Origin of the sequence: Mesorhizobium sp. M6A.T.Ce.TU.016.01.1.1 (assembly GCF_003997065.1) — a bacterium.
GTDB lineage: Bacteria > Pseudomonadota > Alphaproteobacteria > Rhizobiales > Rhizobiaceae > Mesorhizobium > Mesorhizobium mediterraneum.
Map to the genome: position 1 here is coordinate 40,817 of NZ_RZTJ01000021.1, position 25,134 is coordinate 65,950.

Below are 25,134 nucleotides of genomic sequence, written 5' to 3' on the forward strand. Positions count from 1 at the left end.
GAGGACTAGTAGCTAAGTGTCATTGCGGGAAACTCGGTGAAGATCTGATCGGCTAGCTCTATGAGCGGGGCGCTTAGCACAGGAGCAAACAGCCCAATCACCGCGACAACGACCAGAAGCTTCACGGTGAGCGGCAAGCTTTCATCCTGGATCTGCGTCGCCGCCTGGAGGATGCCGATAACGAGGCCGACAACCACTGATGCAATGAGCGGCGGTAGAATCCAGATCATGAAAACCACCAGTGATTGGCTCATAAGAGTAATGATGCTGGATTCAGTGATGATCAGCCTCCCGGTAACGTATAACTCAGCACAAGCCCATGCATCAATTTTGACCAACCATCAATGGCAACAAACAAAAAGATCTTGAACGGGACAGATATAACAGTTGGTGAGACCATCGACATACCCATTGCCATCAAGATAGTTGTCACTATCAGATCTATAACAATAAAAGGCAGATAAAGTAGAAATCCCATCTCAAATCCGCGCTTCAATTCTGATAGCAAGAAAGATGGTACAAGTATTGCAAAGTCATCAGGCGTGGCTGCAGCGTGCATTTCCTCTGGCCAGACCTTTTCTGTCGAAGATAGGAAAAATCGCCGCTGCTCTTCATTTGTGAATTTCTTGAGATGCTCGCGCAAGGGCTCACTTCCGGCTTTAGCGGCGCTTACCCAGTCGTCGAATGTCTGATAGTGGAGCTTGGGATCCGACATGCGGTCATAGGTCTGCTCAGCAACGGGCGCACTAACGAACATAGTGAGGATCATCGCCGCGGCGTACAGCACCACATTGGGTGGTATGGTCTGGGTCCCGAGCGCATTGCGGACGAGGAAAAGAACAATTGATACCTTTACAAAGGCCGTTGTCGTGGCAACTGCTAAAACCAGCAGACCGAGTCCGGCGGTAACCGCAAGAAGCGCCAGGATTGTCGGCTGAGCTTCACTCATTGCATGCAAACCCGCCACGGAGCCTGATGCCCAGCTCTTCTCCGATGCGGACAATGTCGCCACGCCCGATACGCTGACCATTGGCCACTATGTCGACCGGGCCGTCGATCGGCCATCCAAGTTCAAAAATATGCCCTTCGCCGGCACTTCTTAATTCCCCAAGAGAAATAGGCCAGCGGCCGCATTCAAAGACAAGCACGATCTCGACATCGTCGAGATCCTTAGTAAGCTCCAGTTGCGATCCGGGTTGTGTCATATGCGCACTCTCCAAAGGACACGGTCGCGGGCGGAAAGGCCCCCGCAAGATTAATTCATCGCCGTCAAGATCCGCCTCGGCGCACAACTGGCCGACAGCTAGGGTGATCTGGCCGCGGCCGAACGGCGCAATATCGGGCAACAATGCATCACCGACACATGCGCTTCGAAGAAGCGCCGCAGGAAGGCGAAGCGTGCCGACCTCTCCTGCAACAATGAGCGGGAGCTCTGGAGGCAGCCCGCCCAGCTGCCGCGGCAACTGGGCAAGCAGTTCGCCTAGCGCGCGAAACGCAGGCGGTACTAAGCCGTCAAGAGGCGTGAACAGGAATAGACGGCCCTTGCCCTTGACCGCGCCGAAAATGATGTCGAGTTCAAGATGAGGAGCCAGCATCGTGGCTTCGCATACCCGCACGAGTTGCACGTTCAGACGCGTCGTCTCCTCCAGTCGAGTGACAAGCGGCTCCAGAGCGAGTTCGAGAATTAGCGAAGCAGTTGGCTCGGAAGGGAAGGCCAAGCCGTTCTGCACTGTCGTGATGAACTCCTCTACGAGCGGGCGCGACAGTGACAAGATGACCGTTTCGGCTCCCACTCTCCAGACGCAGTCAAGCATCGGAATGGCAGCAGGTTCCTGCTGCCAGACAAGCCCTGCCGTTCGCACCGATAGCGGCACCTCGTTGATCCGGCTTTGAAACGGCGTGCGCGGCGCTCCTGTATCATTGAGCCACGAGACAACCGTGCGGGACAGTTTCAGAACTGGTTCGAACATGGCGGGTGTGACCGCAGCGCCTATCAAAGACTGCACGGTCGTGTCATTCGGACGACCTCTTGCGACCGTCGGATCCGGTTGCGCGGCATTTAGGCAAGCGACCCCCTCGCATATTTCAGCAGTATCTCATCGTCGGCCTCGATCTCGGCTGCGGCCTCCGAATGAGTCTCGACGGCGCGCCGCACGTCGTCCTCGATTTGTTGCCATTTGTCCCTTGCCGCCGAACATATGACCCATAGCTCCCTCGTCCTGGACGCCGCCATCTCAGCCTCCTCTTGAGCGATTTGGGTATCATCAAGCATCTGCCGTCTGGAATTGATCTCAGCGGCAAGCTGTTCAGTGTGAAGGCGGTGACGGTCGAGCGCTGCGCTAGACAAGTTGTCGAGTGACATCAGATGCTGATAGAGCGCTGCTTCTTTTCTTGAACAATGTTGCTGTATCATTGCAAGCTCCCTAGAGGCATTTTGTACGGCTGAGGCGGCCACATCGCGCTGGGCTTCCTTCTTGGACAGCTCGCCAAGGGCACGACGCTCTTGCATTTCCTTCAGAAGCCGTAACCTCGAAGACTGAACCCAGTTCACGCGGTCAGACGCGACATCCATGCGACCGTCTCCTCGAAATCTGACGCGTCATCTTCGCTCTGGCGCAGAAACTCCCTCAGTTCGTCGATTGACGCGACGGCCCGGTCAGTCAGGGGATCTCCACCTGGCTTGTATTCGCCAACATTGATCAAGAACTCGGTCTCGGCATAGCGCGATAGGAGCTCGCGGAAAATGGATGCTGCCTTGCGATGTGTCCCCGAAACGACTGCATCCATGACGCGGCTGCGACTCTGCAGCACATCAATAGCGGGGAAATGCGATCGCGCCGCAATAGCGCGTGAGAGGATGACATGGCCATCGAGAATACCACGCGATTCCTCGGCGATTGGATCACCCGTGCCATCACCCTCTACAAGCACCGTATAGAAGGCCGTGATTGAGCCCCGCTCACCCATGCCGGCGCGCTCGAGCAGGCCTGGCAGCATGCCAAAAACGGAAGGAGGAAAGCCCCGTCGCGTCGGCGGCTCACCCGCAGCAAGGCCTATTTCGCGCATAGCGCGGCAGAAGCGCGTCAGCGAATCCAGCATGAGAGCAACGCGTAGGCCCTGATCGCGAAAATATTCCGCGAGCGCAGTCGCCATTGGAGCGCATTGCGCACGCTCCACCGCCGAGCGGTCGGAGGTTTCAACCACGACGACCGTACGGAGAAGGCCCTCTTCACCAAGATTCCTTTCGATGAATTCACGAACTTCCCGTCCACGTTCGCCTATGAGCGCCACTATGACGACGTCAGCGGCGGCACCCTTTACGATCTGTGACAACAGCGTCGACTTGCCACCACCTGGCTCGCCATAAATCCCGATCCGCTGGCCCTCGCCGCACGTCAGCAGACCATCGAGGACACGGACCCCAAGCGGGAATGGCCGCTCAATCATGCGCCTCGTCATCGGATTGGGGGCTCTGCCATGCAGGGGCCGAGTTTCGACGGTCTTGATTTCGCCTTTGCCGTCCAATGGGCGGCAACGACTGTCGATCACGCGACCGAGCAAATCGCCGCCGACGGGCACCTCACGCATTCGGCCAGTGGCCACGACCTCTGCGCGGCTGGATAGGCCCACCAAGTCCCCGATCGGTGTCAGCAATACACCATCACCCGACAGGCCGATCACCTCGGCCTCGAGCGACAGCCCGGTTCGCGGGTCCTCTAGGAGGCAAAGTTCCCCAATACGAGTATCTGGCAAGACGGCATGAACCAGTGTGCCGATAGCCCGCGTGATCCGACCGCGCACCGCACGCGTGTCAATTCGCTTGGCCGCAGCCCTCAAAGACGAGATTGCTGGAACGAGAGCTCGAGTGTCGGCGTCAGCGTTATGTTCTGGGACGGGCTTTCTCATAGCTCGCCTTTTTCACATAGCGTCCCGAAACCGAGGCGCAGCGCGCGCATCTGGGCGTCAAGTCCCAGGTCGACATTGCCGTACTCGCTCCACAGCACGCACCGTTGCGGCGACAACGTCGGGTCGGGCTCGATCCGCACCCTTGGTCGACCATCCTGGCCGTCGCATCGAGCAAACTCTCGTGCAAGCATGTCGACTTGCATGGGAGAAACATGAAGGCAAACTTCGGCGCCGCTGTATTGACACTCTATGGCGTGACGAACAGCCCTCACCAGTAGCTCGCCCGGATCGAAAGCGCCGATAAGATCGCTCAATATTTCCATCACGAGCTGCGGCAATTCCTGCTCCAGAGCCGCCTTTCGTCGCGCGATTTCGGAGATTGTCTCCGCAATCAGCCCTGCCATCTCCTCGGTGCCTGCATTCGAGCCCTCCATGTGGCCGCGCACCCACGCCCGCTGGTAAACGGCGCGTGCCCAGTTTCGAACGCGCTGCCGATGCCGTTCTGCCGCGGCAAGCGCTTGCGCGGCGCTGTGCCAGGTTTCGAGCTCGCTCGCGGGTATCAGTGGTCCGATTGGACGCATCTGCGGCGCTATTGGCCCCTCGGAAAGTTCGGCTGTCATTTCACCGGGGTCTCTGTCTCAAAATGAGCTAGTACAAGTGAAAGCAATTGGCCGGCGGCGGTCCAATGCTCAGGTGCTGGAGTCTCCGCGGCAGTCCCCTCGGGCAACCGAAGAAGCACGCGGTTACGCTCGGTCGCTGAACTGTCCTGGAGCCAAGCCCCAAGACATGCATGTCCATCGTATTCGATTTGCTGAGCGAGTTTTTCTGGGTCCGCGATCAGTCTGTTCTCAACGGCATGCAGCAGGTGTCGGATTCCGAATGCGTGTGCATCCACGCCGATGCGTTTAACAAGGATGGCAAGCTCAGGCTGAGAGACAAACGCGACCAGCGAACGGGCATGCCAGATACTACCAGCAAGAAGGGCAGCTCGATATGGATCGTGCCCGCGTAGAAGGTCCGGCCTGCAGCCGATGTGGTTCAGATCCACGTCATAGTTGCCCAGCAATTCTGCCAGCCTTGGATGCAGTCTGGAACACTTCTGCAACTTCACTAACGTTTCTGCCGATAACGCTGGATCAAGACGCGCCGCTAGACGGGTCGGATGGGCCGAAGCCGCAAGCTCGCTCGCGCCCGGAAAACGCAATTGGTGCGGACCATCAGGTCGGGCGGTCTGTATAGGCATTGGCAATGAGATGTCACCCACGTCCAATTGCAGGCATTCTTTTGCGAATGGCCTCGACAGCAGAAGCATCCCGGCGCCCCTCGACCTTGGAAACGCCGGTTGATTGCTTGCGCCGACGCGTAGCAACGCTGCCCAAGAGATAACAGGCCACTGCGAATACGGCTGCGGCAAAACCTGTCACGGTCGCCAGAATTGGCGCAGGAAGAGGTGTTGATGCTTGTGGCAAAACAGCAGTCGGATCGGGCCGTTGCTCGTGTGCGGACCGTTCTACCGGCACCAAAACCACTTCCACCTTATCGTAGGACAAGCCTTCGATGCTGTCGGCTACCAGCATCTTTATCTTTGGCAGCAGAGCCGCGACATTTGTTTTGGCGTCGTGCCTGATAAACACCGCGGCCGAGGATGGCGTGGCGCCGGCTCGCACAAGGTCGTTATGCGGCAGCACGACGTGAACACGTACAGAAAAAACGCCATCGATATCGCTGATCGTCCGCGACAACTCTTCGCTCAGGGCATACACGTAACGGGCACGCTCCTCGGTCGGCGAGGCAATCAGGCCTGATCCTTGGAATATCTCACCGAGGTTCTTGAAGGATTGGCGCGGCAACCCCTTGGCGTTCAGAAGGTTGATTGAGAAGGCGAGCAGCTTTTCGTCAACCTGGATCGTGCTGGTTCCATCCTTGGCGACCACCCGGATCGCGGCGACCCCGTTGTCTTCAAGAAGTGCGAGCATTTCATTTGCCTCACGCTCTTGCAATTGCGTGTAGAGGTCGGCTTTGCAAGCAGTGAGGGCGACGAGAACTGGCAGCATGACAAGTCTAACCGACCGCCACCCTGACAGGCCACGCATGATTTCGCCCTCGGCCAAGCCAATCATGCGCGCGGTTCAGCCTTCCTTCAAAAGTTTATTCACGGATGATGTGACGCCGCTGACGCCTTTGGAGATAAGCGCCACCTGGGTGACGCCGTTGTAAACATCCCGAAGACCAGCCATCATCATTTCGAAGTCTTGCCCTTGTTGAGGAATGCCCGAGATTCCGGTTCCCGCCTCACCTGGGACGGGAAGCTTCTGCGCCGGTCCCGGTAGAGCGCCCTTCGAAAGGGCTATGTCATGGTCGAGCGCGGGGAAGGAAACAGTATTGTGTGGATATAGGGAGGAAATCGTCTGCAACACGCGATCGCCCATGCCGCTCGTCGGCGCAGCCGCGCGCTGAACATCCATCGCCGCAGCAACTGGCGCCGCACTCGCTGGCCCCGCGGCGGCATCGTTTTTCAGCGAGTCGGCTGCATGCCCTAAGGCGCGCTCAAACTGGGCCTGCTCGACAATCGACGGTGATCCGACCCTGGGGAGGCCAGCCGTTAGAGTGGCAGAGATCGACGTGACAGGCATCATCATGTAAGGACTCGGTTGCTCTCTCTGACCGGGCGAGCCCCGCCCATTCATCACCCGGTGTCGGCGCAACACTCCTAGGGGGGCAAGCTGACAACAAGCTGACTAACGGCGGCGTCATTTCGACAATCTAAAATCTCTTCGGCAATTTAGTCACTTGTGATGATTTCAGCGTTTGGTTTATCAGTGCGACATGCCGAGAACGCTTATCCAACCCGTCACCCTGCATGTTTTGAGACTTCTTTGTGCCGGGTTTTTTCTGTCCACCGGGATTCAACCGGCGCACGCAGTCCCGCTGTCCCTTCCGGCGACACCCTATAGATACACGGTTCTGGATCAGGAACTCGCTGCAGCGTTGCAGGAATTCGGCAACAACCTGAATATCAGGGTCAACATCAGTCCTGCGGTGAAGGGGCGAATTCGCGGACGTATGCCTGATTTGCCACCGCGCGCGTTCCTCGACCGCTTGACGAACCTTTACGGTCTCCAATGGTACTATGACGGCCTTGTACTCTATGTGTCTGCTGCACAAGAATCGCAAACTCGAATGCTTTTGATGACGTCGATTCGCTTCGATGCGTTCAAGGGGGCTCTCGACAAGCTTGATATCTCCGACGAGCGCTATGTGGTCAAACCCGTGCCAGGCAATGGCCTCGTCTTCGTTTCCGGTCCACCGCGCTTCGTCGCACTCGTGGAGCAGACCTTTAACGGCTTGGTGGCGGAGGCGCAGGCGCAGACTCACATAGCGGCCACGCCAAAGGAATCAGTGCTGATCTTGTTTCGCGGCTCCTCCACTACGGTCGTTCGCGACGGACGACCGGATGCTTCTTATTCTTCTGACATCCCACAACAGGATAGCGTTGGCGGGAAGCCTGAGCTGGGCAAGAAATGAACATTGAGGATTTCCCGCAGCTCTGAAGAACATGACTGCGGCTACCCCTTTGTGAACTCTTCGCAAACTCGTCAGTTTCTCGAAAGCTAATCCGCTCATGATGAGTCCCGGCAGCTCTCGCGGTGACTCCGGCCATTGTGTTGGACCGAACCTTGGAGCCGGCCCGGAACACAGCAATTGAAGGCAGGGCAGGCGCATTCGTGACCTGCCGACGCTTGGAATTGTCGAATTTTGTGAAACGCAAGGGATCTTCTGTCGGGGTCTCTTGTGGGGATTTCAACGTCACGTCTGAGGATGCATAATGTCGGCCAGCAATCTTTCAACTTTCTACCGCTCAAATTCGCTACAGTCCGCAAGGGGTTGGCCGGGCCTGAAAGTTTCCCATTTTGCGACCCAGCATCAGCAAAGTGCATCGTGCTTCGAAGCGATGCTGTCCACTTGTGTGCTGGCAGACAAGCCCGGCTCTTTCGCGCAAGGGGATCTGCCAGCGTCGAATCTTGATTCGACAATGGATAACTTGCGGCAGGACCCTTTGGGCCATCTGGCACCGGATGTCGAATTGACATTGAAGGGCTTGGAGCAACACCCACTGGATCTGCTGCCGCCAAATATGAGGGCGGCTCTCAAGGAGGACCAATCGCAACGCTCCAAGGCGACTGAAGCCCAACATCTGCTCCGCGTCACCCCGAAGATCGAGCCGGCTCCCAGGCCGAGCCCCGGAATCACGTGGAACGGTGGGTCGCTGACCACGGCTGAGTTGCAGATTGTTGCGGTACTCAACCGTCACAAGGACCAATGCCCGCTTACTTGGAAGTCGTTGACCGACAAAGCCAATGATCCCTCTACGCCACCGGATCTGAAAGCGGCGATCCAGGGACTGCAGCAGGATTCGGGACTTTTTTATGCGATTGGCTCGCAGGGCGACGGCCGCTGTGGAGGCAAGATCAACGCCAAGGACTTGGCCGGATTTTCAAACCACCACCCACAAGTTGCTGCATTTCAGGAAGCCCAAGCGCAAAGCTACGAGCAGAACTACATACCATCCGACGGCAGCGGAGGTTTGCAGCCTTCGGTCATGACTTTGAGCGATGCCTTGCGGGAGTTTTACCGGTACTCCGAAAATCTGTCCAAGGACCTGAGTCTGGATGAGTTCAAGAAAATGGTCGGCGGCGAATCGAAAAACGGCAAATTTCCGCCCCAGGTCATTGCGGCGGCGCAATATTTCCTCGATCACCCCGATGCTTGGAACCAGTTGTGCGGTGGCTCGAAAGGGAAGATGCACAAAGAGGATTTCCTGCAAGTCGCCTCATCGTCGATGAGCCTCACGCAAACTGAGCTGAATACGGTCGAGATGATCAAGGACCATCAGGACACGTTCTTTGGAAGCGGTGTTCTGACTCGCGACAAACTGGCGAAAATGAAAGACGACAAGAGCCTTGATCCGAAAGTGCGGGAAGCAGCCTCTCAGCTCCTTTCAGATCCTCTTTTGTTTGGCCTCCTGAACAATTCGATCACGGGCTATAAGACCCATCATAAATTCTTCGACTTTGGCGGCGGGCATACGGTTGATTCCGGCAATATCAGCAAAAAAGACTTTGCCCATTTTTGCACAAACATGTCGTCTGCGAACCGCAACGTTCAGCAGCCAATCACCCACGGCGCCCAAACCGCAGAAGAGCAGAATGCCGTCGCGGACATGAAGATGGGCCTGATGGACCAGCCTGACATTAAGTCAGCCAAAAAGAACGGCGGGGCCGTCATGCACGTCGTCGACTCCGTGCTCAAAATCGAGACGAAAGTGCTCGACTTGGCGGCAACGGCGGTGGGACTGCTCAGCTTCATTCCGGGCCTCGGACAAGTAGCCGATCTTGCCTCGATGGTTCTCGAGGCTGAGTCGCAAGCAGCCAATCTCCTGCGTACGGCCATTAACGGAGGCGATATGAAGCGAGCGCTGGAGGAAGCTGGCCTCAATATGGCCGCGCAGGCGATCGGCCTTATCGCAGGCCCCGAGGTCAAGCTGGCCATTCGAAATGGGCTCGTAAAGCACCTGATGGAAGAGGCCTTGGCGGCAGGCATTGATCTTTCGGTCTCGACGGCGCAGGACTACGCAGAAGGCTATGTGAATAACCTCAAAGCGCGCCTTGCAGGCGGCCCTGAGCAAAACCTAGGCCTGCCGAGCATGCCATCATTCCAGAGTGTGGCAAGCAATGTGCCCTTCGTCGGCATTGCCTTATCCTAGCCGTCGCCTTGCGCGGAAGCTTTGGCTCGCGCGCTGACATAAGGGTCATTGTGGCACAAGCAGGGGTTCATCCGCATCAACGCAAGCGGTGTTCCTGACGCCATCTGGATCGGACTGTGAGGGGGATGTCCGAAGTCTGTGAAGGCTTCGGTATATGACGACTTCAGAGTTACGCTGAGCCCAGCCATCTCGAGCCGGTGCGCCGGGTCGAGGTTTTCACGGGCGCCGGCCGGCAGCGGGAATGGTCTCCGGAAGGCACGGCGCGGATGGTGGCGGAGCGGCGCAGCCGAAGGAACGGCTGTCGCGCGCCCAGGGCGGCCTCCCGAACAGCCAGACGATGATCTCCTGCCTTGGGCCTATATCCTTGTGCCCACGCTCAAGGCAGTCGGCTGAAAACAGCGCTGATTTAAAACAGCATTATCCTGCACTGCACCCTCGATCCTTGCGCTCACCGATCGCTCGTCGACACGCACGCGGTCAAGTCGTTATCGGCGCTATGCCGATGGGCTTCGAGAGCAAGGTGGACGCTGAGCGGTGCGTCAGCCTCAGGGCGCGGCTGGCCAGCTTTGCGTCTCACGCTCTATGACGGCAACACCCGGCTGATCCACTTGGCCTGTTCGCGGGCTCCCGGCAGCGGCGCGGAAGCCACGGTCCGCCTTCCTCGGCTTCAGGCCAAAGACACCGCAGCATGCTCCAGAGCTATGTCTGCCGCCTTCGCCCCATCGTCGCTGGTCATGTGGAAAGGACAAGTAGGGTACGCACCCCATAATCCCGTCGGGCAGGATTCGGCAGTCGACGCGAGACATTCGCCAAACCTCATTCTTGATTCTCAGCAACGTTAAAAAAAATTCACATAATGTTCGTGAGCGTAGTCTCCTGTCAGGTGGTACATTCGCCACAATATCTGGCGTCTTAGTCGTAGAAAGGACTGTGATCCATCTTCCATTAGCATCCATACCAGCGGATTTACAGCAAATGACGAGAGAGGTCTCATGCGGATTGATGGGGATAGAAGGGCTAGCGGCTTGCTGCATCCCGTCCGGGTTGATGCCAACCAATGTTGACACTGGTAAATCGCCTAAGGACGGCAGCGCATCTTGATCGTCTTCGAATCCTGGGCCTTTGCGCGCATGCGGATCTAACCGTCGGCGAGCTGGCCGATATTACCAGTCTGCCTCGCGAGCAGGTTCGACGCCACGTCCGGCGGCTGGTCAGAGCCAACTTTCTTTGCTGCAACGAACAACGTCCGCAGTCTTCGTACCATATGCAAGCAGGAGGCAAGGATGGCGGGCTGGCTCAATTGGTGGTCGATCTCCTGCCCCACGATGATGGCCACCATAAAAGAGACCTACAACGCCTAGAAGCAATACAAGACGCGCGGTTGAAGGGACCGCCTGCTTGATCGTGAAATAGATCAGTCCAAATGGAGCGCGACTACCATGGATAACTCCGCCGGCGGCGCCATCGCGCAGCCCGACACTTACGGGCGGCCTCACTTAGCCGCCGTCGACTCCCGCGTTCACGAACTGCTTCTAAGACAGGAGCGCCAGGAGCGGACAACTCTCAAACTGATCGCCTCTGAGAACTTTGCCTCCTCGGCGGTGTTGGAAGCCACCGGGTCGATTTTCACCAACAAGTATGCCGAGGGATACCCCGGTGCGCGCTACTACGCCGGAAACGAGATCGTCGATGAGCTTGAGACCCTCGCGATCGAGCGCCTGAAAGCGCTATTTGGCAGTGAACACGCCAACGTCCAGCCTTATTCAGGCTCGCCAGCCAACCAGGCTGTCTATCGCGCGCTTTTGAGCCCCCGTGACAAAGTCATGGGCTTGCCTTTACCCGAAGGCGGCCATCTGACTCACGGTTGGTCCGTCAATTTTTCCGGCAGCGATTATCAGCGCGTCCCGTACAGGCTGCACGAAAAGACACAGCAAATTGACTATGACCACTTGCGCGAGACCGCCAAGGGGGAACGCCCGAAGCTAATTTGGGTCGGCGGAACTGCTTATCCGCGTATTTTTGACTACGCGGCAATGGCCGAAATTGCTTCGGAGGTGAACTCGTATCTGGTGGCTGACATCGCCCACATCTGCGGCCTGGTTGTCGCAGGAGTGCATCCGAACCCCGTGTCCCATTGCGATGTGGTCACCAGCACCTCTCACAAGTCGATCCGCGGTCCCCGGGGTGGCTTCATTTTATCAAGGAATGAAGACCGTTATCAGCCCCTCCATCATCCGAAGAGCAAACACAATCTGGCCAAACGTATAGACCGCGCCGTGTTCCCTCTTCTGCAAGGCGGACCGCATATGAATACTATCGCCGCGCTTGCCGTCGCTTTGCAGGAAGCAGCGAACTCGTCCTTTCGTGTCTACGGTCAGCAGATCGTCCACAACGCCAAGGCTCTGGCCCAGGCGCTTCTGGAGCGAGGTTATGAACTCGTCACCGGGGGCACTGACAATCACATGCTGATCCTTGATCTTCGGGACCGGCCGCTGTCAGGCAAAGCCTATGCAGAGCGCTTATCGCGTGCAGGCATCATTGCGAATTTCAATATGGTCCCGGGCGACCGACGGCATCCGGCGCTGACAAGCGGCATCCGCTTAGGGACACCAGCGGTGACGTCCATGGGCATGCGCGAAACGGAGATGGTGCAGATCGCCGCTTTCATCGACTCGGTCTGCCGCCAGCCCGATGACCAGGAAGTTCATGCGAGCGTACGAAGAGACGTTGCCGACTTCTGCACTGCGTTCGATGTTCCCGGCATCACCGACCGATAAGCCACCCCAATCCAGAAACTCCTCACTAACTCCAGCACTTGAAGCGAGGGCATTTTTATGACCAGGCAGTTCGTGTTCTCTTCCGAATCCGTCGGCGCGGGACACCCCGATAAGATGGCAGACAACATCTCCGATGCCATTCTCGATGCGGTCCTGCGCACCGATCCGAAGGCGCGCGTCGCCTGTGAAGTGTTGGTGAAGACGGGGATGGTCGTTGTGGCTGGCGAGATCACCAGCCATGCACACATCGATTACAGCCAAGTCGCCCGCGATACGATACTCGATATTGGCTACGACGATGATGCGATTGGCTTTGATGGTCGACGTTGCGCCGTCGTTCTGGCCCTCACCGAGCAGTCGCCCGACATAAGCCAGGGCGTTGATGAAGGACGAGGGCAGGATCTCGGGCAAGGGGCAGGGGATCAGGGCATCATGTTTGGATTCGCATGCAACGAGACGGATACATTGATGCCCCTGCCGATCCAACTCGCTCACCATTTGACGAAAAGACAGGCCGAGGTCCGGAAAGCGGGACAGCTTGGCTGGCTGCGTCCGGACGTGAAATCTCAAGTGTCCGTACGCTACGAAGGGCTCCGCCCGGTGGCGCTGGATACCATAGTCCTGTCAACGCAGCATGACGAAGCGGTCTCACAAGCCACGGTCCGCGAAGGCGTCATTGAGGAGATCATAAAACCGGTCCTGCCGGCCCACCTGGATACTTCGGGGATCAGATTTCTGGTCAACCCAACAGGGCGGTTCGTGGTCGGTGGGCCTGCCGGCGACTGCGGCCTCACAGGACGGAAGATCATCGTCGATTCCTACGGTGGGACCGGGCGTCACGGCGGCGGTGCCTTTTCGGGCAAGGACCCATCCAAGGTTGACCGCTCGGCGGCCTATGCCGCCCGGTATGTCGCGAAGAACATCGTTGCCAGCGGCCTTGCGGAGGTCTGCGAGGTTCAGCTTGCCTACGCGATCGGCGTGGCCAGTCCGGTTTCTGTCATGGTCAATACCTTCGGAACCGCAAGGATCGAGGAAAAAAGGATCGAGCGCCTTGTTCTCGAGGTTTTCAATCTCCGACCGAAAGGCATCATCAAGATGCTTGATCTCTTACGGCCGATATACCGCAAGACGGCGACATACGGACACTTCGGGCGTGAAGAGCCTGAGTTCACTTGGGAGAAGACGGACAAAGCTGACGATTTGCTGCGTGAAGCCGGACCGGCAGCTGCGTGAGGGCGGCTGGATCAAGCGCATGCGGCAACCCATTTCAACTCGCGAGACCACGCCCGGCCGGCGTGGCAAGAAGCCGGCTCGGGTTATGGCGGAGATTTTGATGCCGGATTATGACGTGCTTTGCATCGGCAATGCCATTGTCGACATCATCGCCCAGTGCGACGAGGAATTCCTCGAGACGAACGGCATCATCAAGGGCGCGATGAACCTCATCGACACACAACGCGCCGAGTTGCTCTACAGCCGCATGGGCCCGGCGATCGAGGCCTCCGGCGGCAGCGCCGGCAACACGGCGGCCGGCGTCGCCAGCTTTGGCGGCCGCGCCGCCTTCTTCGGCAAGGTCTCCAACGATGCGCTGGGCGAAATCTACGCCCACGACATCCATGCGCAGGGCGTCGCCTTCGACACCACGTCGCTCAAGGGTGAGCCGCCGACGGCGCGCTCGATGATCTTCGTCACGCCCGACGGCGAGCGCTCGATGAACACCTATCTCGGCGCCTGCGTCGAGCTTGGCCCTGAGGATGTCGAAGCCGACAAGGCGTCTGGCGCCAAGGTCACCTATTTCGAAGGCTATCTGTGGGACCCGCCGCGCGCCAAGGAGGCAATCCGCCAGACGGCGAAGCTGGCGCACGCGGCAGGCCGCGAAGTGTCGATGACGCTATCGGATTCGTTCTGCGTCGACCGCTACCGCGACGAATTCCTCGACCTGATGCGCTCGGGCACGGTCGACATCGTCTTTGCCAACAGCCACGAGATCAAGTCGCTCTACCAGACATCGTCGTTCGACGAGGCGCTGGCCCAGATCCGCAAGGATTGCCGGATCGCCGCCGTGACACGCTCTGAAAAGGGCTCCGTCATCGTGCGCGGCGACGAGACCGTGGTGATCAAGGCGACCGCCATCAAGGAACTGGTCGACACGACGGGCGCCGGCGATCTCTATGCCGCCGGCTTCCTGCATGGCTACACGCAAGGCCGCGACCTGCAGACTTGCGGCGACCTTGGCTCACTGGCAGCCGGATTGGTGATCCAGCAGATCGGCCCCAGGCCCCGTCAGAATTTGCGCCGCGAGGCCGAGCAGGCGGGGCTGACCATTCCGGACGTTCAAACGAGTTAGTGGCCTACCTTCCCGTTGTGCAGGCTATCTCGCCAGAAGCGCAATCACGGAATAGGGAAATCCTGATGTCGAACATGATGAAGGCGCTTGTGAAGGCCAAGGCCGAACCGGGCATCTGGATGGAAGAGGTGCCGGTGCCGGAAATCGGCCCCAACGACGTGCTGATCAAGATCAAGAAGACGGCGATCTGCGGCACCGACGTGCACATCTACAATTGGGACCAGTGGGCGCAGAAGACGGTGCCGGTGCCGATGGTGACGGGCCATGAATTCGTCGGCACCGTTGCCGATTTCGGCGCAGCGGTCACCGAATACAAGGTCGGCCAGCGTGTATCGGGCGAAGGCCACATCGTCTGCGGCCATTGCCGCAACTGTCGCGCCGGGCGAGGGCATCTGTGCCGCAACACACTCGGCGTCGGCGTCAACCGTCCGGGCGCGTTCGGCGAGTATCTGGCGATCCCGCAGCACAATGTCGTGCCGATCCCCGACGATGTGCCCGATGAGATTGCCGCGATCTTCGATCCCTTGGGCAATGCCGTCCACACCGCATTGTCCTTCGATCTGGTCGGCGAGGACGTGCTGGTGACTGGCGCCGGGCCGATCGGCATCATGGGCGCGCTCGTCGCGCAATGCGTCGGTGCGCGCAAAGTGGTCATCACTGACATCAACCCGGTGCGGCTGGCGCTAGCCAAGAAACTCGGCGTCCAGCATGTCGTCGACGCCTCGAAGGAAAAGCTGCGCGACGTCATGCCGGTGCTCGGCATGACCGAGGGGTTCGACGTCGGGCTCGAAATGTCAGGCGCCGCCCCCGCTTTCCGCGACATGATCGACACCATGAACAATGGCGGCAAGATCGCCATTCTGGGCATCGCGCCGACCGGCTTCGAGATCGACTGGAACAAGGTCATCTTCAAGATGCTGCATCTCAAAGGCATCTACGGCCGCGAGATGTTCGAAACCTGGTACAAGATGATCGCGCTGGTGCAGGGTCCTCTCGACGTGTCGGGCCTGATCACACACCGCATCGGGGTCGATGACTACCTCGACGGTTTCGAGGCGATGAAGAGCGGCAATTCGGGGAAGGTGGTGATGGATTGGTAGGGATCGCCTTGGCCGCTCTTCAGGAAAAGCTGACGGGACAGCACCCCTCTGGTCCGCCGGACATCTTCCAACGAGGGGAACATGGCTGGGTGGAGAGCTATGGCTCCGCTAGGTGCGCCCCCTAATCATGATACGGCGACGTATCGCGGCCCATCCGATAACGGTCGATGGTGGCAATTCGCCTCAGCCGATGACGGAAATCCGGTGAACGGATGCTCACAGGCCCCCACGCGATCGTCTATTTCCTAAGATCTGCGATTGAGGTCGAGGTGTTGCCGCCGTTTCAGCGGGTAAGATGCGTTAGACGACTTCCGGTACCTTTCCGGTCAGCGAATTAAGGAAGGCAACGAGCCGCATTGGACAGGTCGTGCCATTCCGGTTCGGGGGAAGTATGGCGCGGCTCAGCATGGCGACACGGTCGGAACTGAAGCGGCGATCGTGGAGCGTTATCGCGGCGTTGACAAGCGGCGCATTCTGAATGAGTTCGGGGCGGTAATCGGCTATTATCGCAAGCGCGCGCGATCCGTCTTATGAACCGTCGTGAGCAGAGGCCGTCTGCGGGCAAGAGCCGCAGCCGCTGTTACGGCAGCGATGTCCGCGAGGCGCTCATCGTGTTGTGGGAGGCTTCGGAGCGGCTGAGGTCCGCATCGTCGCTCGCGGCGGCCAGCGCCGCCGGGCAGGAATGAGTTCGGCAGTTCGCCGCTCGGTGCAAGCCCGCACCTTCGGCGATTGGAAAGATCCGCCGCCCGGCTTGGTTGAGCGCATTCGGGCACGTCTTGGTCGGGGAGCTTCGTGCAGACGATGGTGCTGACCGAAATTGCCACCGGCTGGACCGAATGCATTCCGGTCCGCACGCGCAACAGCGGCAATGTGATCATGGCGATCAAGCAGGCCCGCTCGCGGTTTCCCTGACCCTGTGCTGCTGTTTGCCGGCATCCGCCCGCACAGGAAGAGCTTGGAAAGCGGTCGATCGTCGTGGCCTGAATGCGGAAATCGAGGACGTTGGTCGTCGATCTCCAGCCTGAACGCGGTCGTTTCCTGGTGCCGCAAATCGGCTGTTGCATACACATCCCTGTCAGACGTCAGTTTTCCTCGCCCATTTTGGTGTCGAGACGCGAAGTGCTCTTTTGGACCAGCAAGGCTTTTTGGAAATCTGAGAGCGGCTTTCCGCGGGGCGCTCCATTTTTGAGCATCAAGCTACCACAGCCAATGACGCGCAGGTTCCACCAGACTCGCCAGCCTTGAAGGACAGCGAAAAAAGCAGAGCACGACAGACACAAGAATCCATCAGGACGCCGCAGTCGTTGAAGATGCGGCGCTGCATCCATACCGTGGATGCATTTGATCCAAATAATCGATTTGTTCAATCAGTTTCTCGAAAGCTAACCCTACCCTCTGTGGGAATCGGGCTCTGAGCCGCGACGCTGCCTTGCGAGCGTAGGGGCTGCACGTAGGAGAGATGATGCAACGAGAAATCGCACGCGGGTTGCTGGCGTCGTGGGTTCGCCGACCGGCGTATTTGAGCCCGCCAGTTGGTCCTCACCCGCGCCTATTGCCACCGAGCGACTTGCATGTCCCTCCGACTCGGACCAGTTCCGAGAGCTGCGACGAGTTGCGCGCCGTGTGCTCCGATCAGATGGCCGCCGGTGACGCGTTCGATGGGCCGTCCCTCTTCGATAGGAGATGAAATGCGAACGCTGCTCGTGGATCATCATGCGGATCTTGCGCGCGCCATGCGACTTGCGCTCGGGGATGGCGGCTTCGTCGTTGATGTCGTTGGTACTCTGGAACTGGCCTCGAGTGCATTTTCTTGCGCCAGCTATGAAATTCTCCTGCTGGAATTGGCTCTGCCAGATGGCGATGGCTTGGGTTGGCTGAGGCAGTTGAGGACCCACGGGCATTCAGTTCCTGCCGTCATTATGAGCAGCCTCAACGATCTCGATAAGCGAATTGCGATCTTCAACGGTGGTGCGGACGACTTTCTGCTCAAACCCGTCTCTACCGATGAGCTTATCGCCAGAATGAGAGCCATTCTGCGCCGGGCGACACAAATGACCGACCTGAGGCTCGTATTTGGCAATCTCAACTTCGATCCGGTCGCCCGACAGGTTTTCGTTGCTGGGCACCCAATGATGATCGCACGTCGCGAACTCTGTATTCTAGAGCATCTGCTTAACCGGGCAGGCCGCATCGTGCCCCGTGCGCAGTTGGAAGATCACCTCTATTCGTTCAACGACGACGTGTCTGCCAACGCGCTTGAAGTCGGAATCTATCGTTTACGTGGACATCTGACCAGATCAGGTGCAACGCCACGGATCAAGACCATCCGTGGCATTGGTTACATTCTAGAATTGACTGACGCGTCATCCGCATAGTTTGTCGAATCGAAAGAAGATCTATTTTGCTGATCCTTCAACATCCTTGCCCTGCGCTCAATTGGCGGGCGATCGCCATCAAGGTTCCTAGACCTGCAGTGCCCCGTTACCTGGGCCATCTCCTCTGTGCGCTTATTGTGACTTTCCCACTTGGTGTCGCGGCGCAAAACAAGCAGGACAAAGGCGCGCCGCGTGCGGCTTCGAATAGCATCAACGCCACGCTGACCCTTTCCTCTTCGCTCGGGGAGACCGTTCATCTGCCCGCGCCAGCCACGACCATCTTTGTTGCTGACCCCACGATCGCAGATTTTCAGGCACCATCGAGCAAAACAATCTTCGTCTTTGGCAAGAAATCGGGGCGGACCAGCCTATTCGCCTTGGATGGCAACGGCGAGCCTCTCGCCGAATTGCGTATCGTTGTCACGCAACCGATCGGGGATTTACGCGCCATGTTGCGGGAGCAGGTCGGCGACTATCCCATCCGCGTCAACTATACGCCGCGCGGCGCAATCCTTAGCGGGACAGCGCCCGACGCAGAGGTCGCCGACACCGCAAAAAGAGTCACTGAGCAATATCTGGGCGACGGAGCGCAAGTCGTCAACAACATCAAGGTCACTGGATCCCTGCAAGTTAACCTCAGCGTGCGCGTAGCCGAAGTCTCACGCAGCGCCATGAAGTCACTCGGCGTCAACCTGTCCGCCTTCGGTCAAATCGGCAATTTCAAAGTGGGCGTTCTAAGCGGAAGCGGTGCAAGCGCTGGGTCTGGTTCAACCCAGGGTGGCGGTACAGCAGAAATCGGATTCGACAACGGTGCCGTCAACGTCAGCGCGGTTCTCGACGCGCTCGCCAAGGAGCATATAGCTTCCGTCCTGGCTGAGCCGAACCTCACCGCCATGTCGGGTGAAAAAGCCAGCTTTCTCGCTGGCGGCGAATTTCCCATTCCTGTCCTGCAGGAAAACAGGCAGGTATCGGTTGAATTCCGTCACTTCGGCGTCAGTCTGGAATTTGTGCCGACAGTTCTCAGCAACAATCAAATCAACATTCACGTAACGCCCGAAGTCAGTGAACTGTCGACGCAAGGTGCCGTGCAAATCAACGGAATTTCCGTGCCGGCAGTTTCCACGCGCCGAGCCGATACGGTCGTCGAACTCGCCAGTGGGCAGAGCTTCGCAATCGGCGGTCTAATCAGGCGGAACGTCAACAATGATGTCAGGGCCTTTCCCTGGCTCGGAGAAATGCCGATCCTGGGACCGCTTTTTCGCTCGTCCTCGTTTCAAAAAGAGGAGTCAGAACTGGTCATTCTAGTTACGCCTTACATTGTAAGACCAGGCTCCAACCCAAACCAGATGAGCGCACCTACCGAGCGGGCGGCACCGGCTTTGAACGGAGGGGGCGCTCCGACGAATTCCGTGGCAAGTCCCCCGCGAGACCGCGCTGCTATCCGTGCGGGCGCGCCAAGCGCCCAGGGCGGTCTCGGCTTCATCATCGAATAGTGTCGTCCAATGATGTTGCGTTTTATAATCCTCTTTGTCGCTCTGGCACCAAGCGTAAGTGGCTGCACCAGCACTACGCCAGTTGATGTCGAACCATCGGCACCAATGCTTGTCCGAGAGGAGACCACCGTCCTGACGTTGCAAAGCCTGCGCGCTTCCGAACGGCAGCGTTTGCGTGTTTTCCTAGACAAGGCCAGTCGCGGCCGGTTCGATGCCCTCCACCTCCTGATCAGCGGTTCGCCCCAGCTCAGCGCACGGGTAGCCCATCAGGCCAGGCAGTTGGCAATCGAAGCAGACAACATTCAATTGCTCGATCAACACGACGCCGGCTCAGTGCGAATTGAGGCGATTGTCTATCACGCCCGTCCGCCGGTCTGTCCCTCATATGGTGCTTTACCCAATGAAGAATCCTTCAAACAGCCGCTTGGTTGTTCGACAGGATATAACCTGGCCGTGATGGTCAACGATCCGCGCGATCTGCTCGACAATCAGGCCGTCAAGTCCGGCGATGGCGATCGTGCTTCTATACCAGTTGCCACTTACAGAACATTCGGGACGGATAAAGGTGGCTAATACCGTCCCTTATCTTGGCAGCACTCCTACCGGGGATTGAAAGCTCCAATCTCGCCCTGATCTAAAATCAAAGGAACCGCTGGATGCAATATAGGCGCGATATCGAGGGCCTTAGGGCTGTTGCTGTACTTCCGGTCGTACTCTTTCATTTCGGAATTTCGGCGATCCCGGGTGGCTTTAGCGGGGTCGATATCTTCTTCGTCATCTCCGGCTACCTAATCAGCGGAAGCCTCTTGGATGACCTTGAACGCGGCCAATTTTCGATCGTCAACTTCTACTGGCGCCGTGCCCGGCGCATTCTGCCGGCTCTCGTCTTTGTGATGCTTCTCACCTGCATTGCGGCATTGTTCATTCTTCTGCCATCGGATCTGCGCGAATTCAGTCTTAGCATCATAGCTGCCTCGACTTTCTGGTCGAACGTTTTTTTCTGGAAAACGTCAAGTTACTTCTCGATCGATGCCGCGCTTCGACCACTGTTGCACACCTGGTCGCTTTCCGTAGAGGAGCAGTACTACATCTTCGCCCCAATCCTGATGTTCCTAATCTATCGCTACATCGGGAAGCGCTGGCTGACGACACTTCTTCCGATAATTCTCTGCAGCTTCGTAGTGGCGGTGATGGCGACATCGCTGGCGCCCACCGCCGGATTCTATCTGCTGCCGACCCGAATCTGGGAACTCATGTTGGGCGCCCTGCTCATGCTCAAACGCCCCCCGCCGTTGGGCAACCGATTCCTGATGGAGTCGGTGGGGTTGGCCGGATTTGGCCTTCTCGCCATCGGGTTCTTCGCGATTTCGGAGAGTGATCCGTTCCCAGGCTACAACGCCTTGTATCCATGCATCGGAACGGCCCTTCTGATCTATGTTGGCCAAAATTCCCCCTCGACGGTCGCCAGCCGCATGCTCGAAGTCCGGCCGCTGGTCTGGATTGGGCTCATCTCGTATTCGTTGTATCTTGTTCACTGGCCGCTCAATGCGTTCGCGCATTATCTTTCGTTCCAAAAACTCGATCCGTTGATGACCGGTGCGATGTTGGTGGCAAGCCTCGCATTGGCTGCATTCTCCTGGAAGTTTGTAGAGCAGCCGTTTCGACAGAAGAGGACCTTCACCGCCCCGGGGCCTATCTTCGCCTTTTCAGCGCTCGCGATCGTTGTTCTTTGTGCCGGCGGAGCGGCGGGGGCGCTCGGCAACGGCTTTCCGCAACGGTTTCCGGACTATGTCCAGCGGCGCATTTCCGTCGGGGACTGGAGGAATGGCATCTGTTTCAACGAGGGCACCAGCCGGATCGAAAGCTGGAATATGGAGGATTGCACGCGCACTCGCGGTTTTCCAACAACGGTTTTTTTGTGGGGCGACTCCTTCGCCGCGCACTATGTTTCCGGCCTGGGTGCTAACATAAATCGGTTGCAGGCGAACATCGTGGAATATACGTACGCCGGCTGCCCGCCGATACTCTCTTACTACTCTTACGCTCGTCTTGATTGTGTCCGGTTCAATCGCAAGGCCTTGGACATCATCTTGGAAGCGGACATCAAGACGGTTATCCTCAGCGGTAAATGGAGTGACTATGAGGTCAGAGGCTTCGACGGTCTTCAGCAAACAATCGATACGCTTCGTGCCCTGGGCGTGCGCGTGTTTGTCATCGGCCAGTCTCCGCAGTTCCCAACTGACGTCCGGAAAATTGCGTTCTTCGCCAAGCGCCAAAATCTGGACGATACGTCCTGGCCGATGGCGATGGACCCCGGCATCAACGAACGTGTGCGCTCATTTACCAAAGGCGCCACATTCATCGATCCGCTGAAATTCCTGTGCAGCGCAGGACGCTGCCCCTATTCCGACAGAGGAGAGTTTATGTATTTCGACTATGGTCATTTCTCTTCAGCCGGCGCCACACTGGCAATCTCGAAATACTGGCCGGCTTTTGGCAAAGACAATGCTCTTCCTAAGACGAAGTAGCGGGTCAGACGGCTGACAAGCACCAGTGCGGGTCCCTGTGATTGCTCCTGCTTCGGCAGCAGCCGCGACGATGGAGCTGTTCAGGTTTAAGGCCACCCGATAGCGACCTAGGATGGGTGCTGCCACGCGGATCGGACTAAGCGTGCATTATCACGTAAATGTTAAGAGAATGAATGGCGCCGCGAAGGGCAATTCCAGCCATCCACAGCGACAGGCGTGTCGCGGTCCCGACATAGCAGTGGCACTTACCTGACACGGCCTCACACTGCCCTCTAAACGGCCCCGAATTTGAACTGACCACCCCTGGCCGGTTCATTGGGCAGGTCAAGGGCTAGGCTGTATTACACAGGGCTCACCCCTTTCAGTCTCAAGTTGGTACGATGGGCCGTGGACGGTCGATGCAGACTTCAAGGATGGCGAAAGAAGCTCTCCATACGTGCGTTGTCGAGGCAAGTGCCTTTGCCAGAGATGCTCGCGGCTGGAGAGATTTCAAAATGAGCGTTGGAGGCGGAGAATGCCGCCGACGCTGTTCGGCTTGCTCGTGCCCTTGACGGTCGTAGGGTCGGCAGGGCCGACGCCAAAGTTGCCGTAGTGGTCGTAATCGACCTCGGCTGTGACCGTGAGGCCAGGAACGACCATATAGACGACGTTTGCAGCCACACCAGAGTCCTTGAGCTGATCACCCGAGACCTGAAGGTTGAACGAAGTTTTCTCGTCAAACTCGTAGGTGGCGCCCGCCCAGAAAGCCCACTGGCCGTTCCAGATTTTGTACGAGCCGCGCCCATGATTGGCGATTGCGCCGTTTGAGTCCTCGTTGAGACTGCCATTGGAACCGTAGCCGAACAGTCCAAACAGCGACAGCTGGTTTGTGACAGCGACGTCGACACGGATCTTGCCGGCCAAAGCTTCGTAGTTGCTGTCATAAGCCGCGACGCCGGTGATCGAGCCCCAGCCTTGCGTGTATTTCAAGCCGGCGACAACGTGCGGAATATAGCTGTCGATAGTACCGGCTGAGCCCGATCCTTGTTCGAGCGAAATCACGGTCGAAATGCCGTTGCCGGCGTCGAAGTAGGACTGAGCCACATTGGTGTCGAAGCCGGCCGACCGAACGAGCATACTATCGAGAACGTTGCCAGCGTAGCTTACAAACGTATCGAAGGCCGACCCGTCCTTGCCAACTCGCAGGCCCCCCAGCTCGACCCAGGCAGAAGCCAGTGCGAGGCCGCTGTTGAAATCATAGTTCTGAGGACTGTCACGCGAGTTAGCGCTATTGCCAAAATTCACGTGGGTTTCGGTATAGGTCGTCAACGCGCCGAGCTCGGTCTGCTGGCCGCTCCAAGTTTTGAACGTGAAGCGTGTGTTGTTTCGCCAAGTGCCTTGGTCCTCGCCAGTTCTCACATCCGAGGTTCTTGCGCTGTCATAGGATCGGACATCACCCAGGCCGATATCATAACGGACATAGCCGCCGATGCGCAGGCAGGTGTCGGTGTTGGGAATATAGAAATACCCCGAGCCGAGGACGTCGCAGATCTTGATGTACTCGGCCGGTTCCCGCTCGGCGCCAGCTGCTCGAACGACGGAGGCGGCGATCAGAGCAGTTAAGCCGAGAAGACGATTCTTGATGTACATGTCTAGATCTCCATGAAGGAATAAAAAGGATAGAGGCGTAAGAGAAAGCTTTACTCTAAATTTTGTGCGTGTTGTCTCCAATTTGTGGACGTAAAAGCGCTTGACATGGGAGGTTATCCAGCGTAGAAGCCACATGTACTTAGAATAGTGTTTTCTGCTAGGAGATTCATTATCGTTTATATGTGAAACACTCCGGTCAGACCGCTGCAGCCTCGGAATAGAGCAGCAAGCGACATGCCAACCTGAAGCGTAGATGCGGCCGACACCAAAATTGGGCCGACGCGCCTTCGTCTCGCTGGAATCACTTTTTTTGAGGGTCACTGCGAAAAGCAATGTGCGACACGGTTCGCCATGTTCGATATGTGACAGTCTCGTTTAACAGCGACGGCTTCCCGTCTGACCGCAACGGAGGCCGCTTCATGCGCTACCGAGAAGGATTACTGCGCGCGTGCGGTCCGCAAGGGCTGCGCCAGGAACAGAGGGCGTCCACGTCCGATGTGTCGCATGGTGGCCGAAGCACCTTTTCGCCGCTGTAAGTTCGCCGTGCAGGTACATTGCGCGGCCGATAGCGAGAAGGGATCGCACCCTGAAACGGTTGCCTACGGCTCGCCTCGAGTAATTGGCGATGAACAGCATTCTCGAGAACTTAGTCTCGACGGAAAGAGCAACGAAAGGAAGCCGCTTGGACGAGCACGATCCGAAGGAAGAACTGATCGAGACCATTTTCCGCAACGGCACAATCACTGCCGTGGGTATCCTGCTTGCCTTTTCGCTCGGCTTCCTCACTCATTGGGCGGCGAACCCCTTGCCATGGCAACTCTACGATCTGTTCGCCGTAGTGCCGATCCTGCTCGGCATCGCACTGCAGATGAGAGCGCTGTCCATGCTGCTCGACATGAGTTCCTTGCGCCGCCCCATCTACGAACGCGCCAATCGCATTTTCATGGTCGGCCTCATCCAGACCGCGTGTGGCGTCGGGATGGCGATCTTGGTCGATCTTTTCGGGATATCGGTAGGGGGCACGCTGCCCGGCGCTTGACGACAAGCCACACCGCCGCTCATCGCTCGAAGCGACGTCAAGCTGGGGAGCCTTGTGCACCCCCTAGCGGCGCCTTCCTTTCATCAAATGAGCGGACGTCAGCTTTAGAGCGTCTCGGTGGCTAAAGCCGGTATGGTTTTTCGGCCGGCAGGGAAGGCCGCTGGCTGGACCTGGAT

At 58.0% G+C, this 25,134-nt stretch carries 23 protein-coding genes; 12 read left to right on the forward strand and 11 right to left on the reverse strand.

All coding sequences use genetic code 11. The features are described from left to right. Positions 1 to 5 precede the first annotated feature (5 nt). The 9 genes from EOC94_RS27295 to EOC94_RS27335 all read right to left on the reverse strand — a co-directional run bounded on the left by EOC94_RS27295 (position 6) and on the right by EOC94_RS27335 (position 6,545). A complete protein-coding gene (locus EOC94_RS27295; protein WP_024505375.1) occupies positions 6 to 281 on the reverse strand; it encodes an EscS/YscS/HrcS family type III secretion system export apparatus protein in 276 nt (91 codons plus the stop codon). Positions 282 to 283: 2 nt separating this feature from the next. Then, positions 284 to 949, reverse strand: a complete 666-nt coding sequence (gene sctR / locus EOC94_RS27300; protein ID WP_095486053.1) for a type III secretion system export apparatus subunit SctR — start codon at positions 947 to 949, stop codon at positions 284 to 286. Continuing rightward, entirely contained in the window at positions 942 to 1,970 is a 1,029-nt protein-coding gene (gene sctQ / locus EOC94_RS27305; RefSeq protein WP_126105039.1) for a type III secretion system cytoplasmic ring protein SctQ, read from the reverse strand. Before sctQ ends, sctR begins: the two co-directional genes overlap by 8 nt. Before the next feature lie 89 nt (positions 1,971 to 2,059). After that, the gene (locus EOC94_RS27310; protein ID WP_095486055.1) at positions 2,060 to 2,572 is read right to left on the reverse strand and encodes a hypothetical protein; all 513 of its coding nucleotides are present in this window, start codon (positions 2,570 to 2,572) and stop codon (positions 2,060 to 2,062) included. Continuing rightward, complete coding sequence (gene sctN / locus EOC94_RS27315; RefSeq protein ID WP_024505372.1) at positions 2,548 to 3,906, reverse strand: type III secretion system ATPase SctN; 1,359 nt, start codon at positions 3,904 to 3,906, stop codon at positions 2,548 to 2,550. Before sctN ends, EOC94_RS27310 begins: the two co-directional genes overlap by 25 nt. Further along, the gene (gene sctL / locus EOC94_RS27320; protein WP_091595841.1) at positions 3,903 to 4,526 is read right to left on the reverse strand and encodes a type III secretion system stator protein SctL; all 624 of its coding nucleotides are present in this window, start codon (positions 4,524 to 4,526) and stop codon (positions 3,903 to 3,905) included. The genes sctN and sctL overlap by 4 nt, the downstream gene beginning before the upstream one ends. Next, a complete protein-coding gene (locus EOC94_RS27325) occupies positions 4,523 to 5,218 on the reverse strand; it encodes a nodulation protein NolU (protein ID WP_268931536.1) in 696 nt (231 codons plus the stop codon). The genes sctL and EOC94_RS27325 overlap by 4 nt, the downstream gene beginning before the upstream one ends. After that, the gene (gene sctJ, locus EOC94_RS27330) at positions 5,163 to 5,999 is read right to left on the reverse strand and encodes a type III secretion inner membrane ring lipoprotein SctJ (protein WP_280953371.1); all 837 of its coding nucleotides are present in this window, start codon (positions 5,997 to 5,999) and stop codon (positions 5,163 to 5,165) included. The genes EOC94_RS27325 and sctJ overlap by 56 nt, the downstream gene beginning before the upstream one ends. A 36-nt stretch (positions 6,000 to 6,035) precedes the next feature. Beyond that, positions 6,036 to 6,545 (reverse strand): nodulation protein NolB, encoded by a 510-nt coding sequence (locus EOC94_RS27335; RefSeq protein WP_095486057.1) that lies wholly within the window; start codon positions 6,543 to 6,545, stop codon positions 6,036 to 6,038. Positions 6,546 to 6,732: 187 nt separating this feature from the next. Here EOC94_RS27335 and EOC94_RS27340 point away from each other — a divergent pair, with 187 nt between their 5' ends. The 7 genes from EOC94_RS27340 to tdh all read left to right on the forward strand — a co-directional run bounded on the left by EOC94_RS27340 (position 6,733) and on the right by tdh (position 15,894). After that, positions 6,733 to 7,431, forward strand: coding sequence for a secretin N-terminal domain-containing protein (locus EOC94_RS27340; RefSeq protein ID WP_095486058.1), 699 nt, complete (start codon positions 6,733 to 6,735; stop codon positions 7,429 to 7,431). A gap of 427 nt (positions 7,432 to 7,858) precedes the next feature. Next, complete coding sequence (locus EOC94_RS27345; RefSeq protein WP_245329904.1) at positions 7,859 to 9,670, forward strand: HrpF/NolX family T3SS translocon protein; 1,812 nt, start codon at positions 7,859 to 7,861, stop codon at positions 9,668 to 9,670. A gap of 1,057 nt (positions 9,671 to 10,727) precedes the next feature. After that, complete coding sequence (locus EOC94_RS27355; protein WP_084831489.1) at positions 10,728 to 11,072, forward strand: helix-turn-helix domain-containing protein; 345 nt, start codon at positions 10,728 to 10,730, stop codon at positions 11,070 to 11,072. 37 nt (positions 11,073 to 11,109) lie between these two features. Continuing rightward, positions 11,110 to 12,447, forward strand: a complete 1,338-nt coding sequence (gene glyA / locus EOC94_RS27360) for a serine hydroxymethyltransferase (protein ID WP_127294603.1) — start codon at positions 11,110 to 11,112, stop codon at positions 12,445 to 12,447. Positions 12,448 to 12,504: 57 nt separating this feature from the next. Then, positions 12,505 to 13,680 carry a methionine adenosyltransferase gene (gene metK / locus EOC94_RS27365; protein WP_063169265.1) on the forward strand — a complete coding sequence of 392 codons (1,176 nt, stop codon included), beginning with the start codon at positions 12,505 to 12,507 and terminating at the stop codon, positions 13,678 to 13,680. A 100-nt stretch (positions 13,681 to 13,780) separates the two neighbouring features. Beyond that, complete coding sequence (locus EOC94_RS27370; protein WP_095486081.1) at positions 13,781 to 14,794, forward strand: adenosine kinase; 1,014 nt, start codon at positions 13,781 to 13,783, stop codon at positions 14,792 to 14,794. Positions 14,795 to 14,859: 65 nt separating this feature from the next. Further along, a complete protein-coding gene (gene tdh / locus EOC94_RS27375; RefSeq protein WP_095486061.1) occupies positions 14,860 to 15,894 on the forward strand; it encodes an L-threonine 3-dehydrogenase in 1,035 nt (344 codons plus the stop codon). Positions 15,895 to 16,976: 1,082 nt separating this feature from the next. On the opposite strand, the gene EOC94_RS27385 is transcribed toward tdh, so the two are convergent. Next, positions 16,977 to 17,261: a hypothetical protein gene (locus tag EOC94_RS27385; protein ID WP_126105043.1), complete on the reverse strand. Its 285-nt coding sequence runs from the start codon at positions 17,259 to 17,261 to the stop codon at positions 16,977 to 16,979. Between the two features lie 321 nt (positions 17,262 to 17,582). Here EOC94_RS27385 and EOC94_RS27390 point away from each other — a divergent pair, with 321 nt between their 5' ends. From EOC94_RS27390 to EOC94_RS27405, 4 genes are all read left to right on the forward strand, one after another. Continuing rightward, positions 17,583 to 18,269: a response regulator transcription factor gene (locus EOC94_RS27390; protein WP_095486062.1), complete on the forward strand. Its 687-nt coding sequence runs from the start codon at positions 17,583 to 17,585 to the stop codon at positions 18,267 to 18,269. A 71-nt stretch (positions 18,270 to 18,340) separates the two neighbouring features. Next, positions 18,341 to 19,762: a type II and III secretion system protein family protein gene (locus EOC94_RS27395; protein WP_245329905.1), complete on the forward strand. Its 1,422-nt coding sequence runs from the start codon at positions 18,341 to 18,343 to the stop codon at positions 19,760 to 19,762. A 9-nt stretch (positions 19,763 to 19,771) separates the two neighbouring features. Beyond that, positions 19,772 to 20,335 (forward strand): CpaD family pilus assembly lipoprotein, encoded by a 564-nt coding sequence (locus tag EOC94_RS27400; RefSeq protein WP_095486064.1) that lies wholly within the window; start codon positions 19,772 to 19,774, stop codon positions 20,333 to 20,335. An 83-nt stretch (positions 20,336 to 20,418) separates the two neighbouring features. Continuing rightward, positions 20,419 to 22,290 (forward strand): acyltransferase family protein, encoded by a 1,872-nt coding sequence (locus tag EOC94_RS27405; RefSeq protein ID WP_095486065.1) that lies wholly within the window; start codon positions 20,419 to 20,421, stop codon positions 22,288 to 22,290. Positions 22,291 to 22,779: 489 nt separating this feature from the next. On the opposite strand, the gene EOC94_RS27410 is transcribed toward EOC94_RS27405, so the two are convergent. Further along, the gene (locus EOC94_RS27410) at positions 22,780 to 23,919 is read right to left on the reverse strand and encodes a porin (RefSeq protein WP_095486066.1); all 1,140 of its coding nucleotides are present in this window, start codon (positions 23,917 to 23,919) and stop codon (positions 22,780 to 22,782) included. A gap of 682 nt (positions 23,920 to 24,601) precedes the next feature. On the opposite strand from EOC94_RS27410, the gene EOC94_RS27415 reads away from it, so the two are divergent. Beyond that, positions 24,602 to 24,958 (forward strand): hypothetical protein, encoded by a 357-nt coding sequence (locus tag EOC94_RS27415; RefSeq protein WP_091595902.1) that lies wholly within the window; start codon positions 24,602 to 24,604, stop codon positions 24,956 to 24,958. The last annotated feature ends 176 nt before the right edge of the window (positions 24,959 to 25,134 follow it).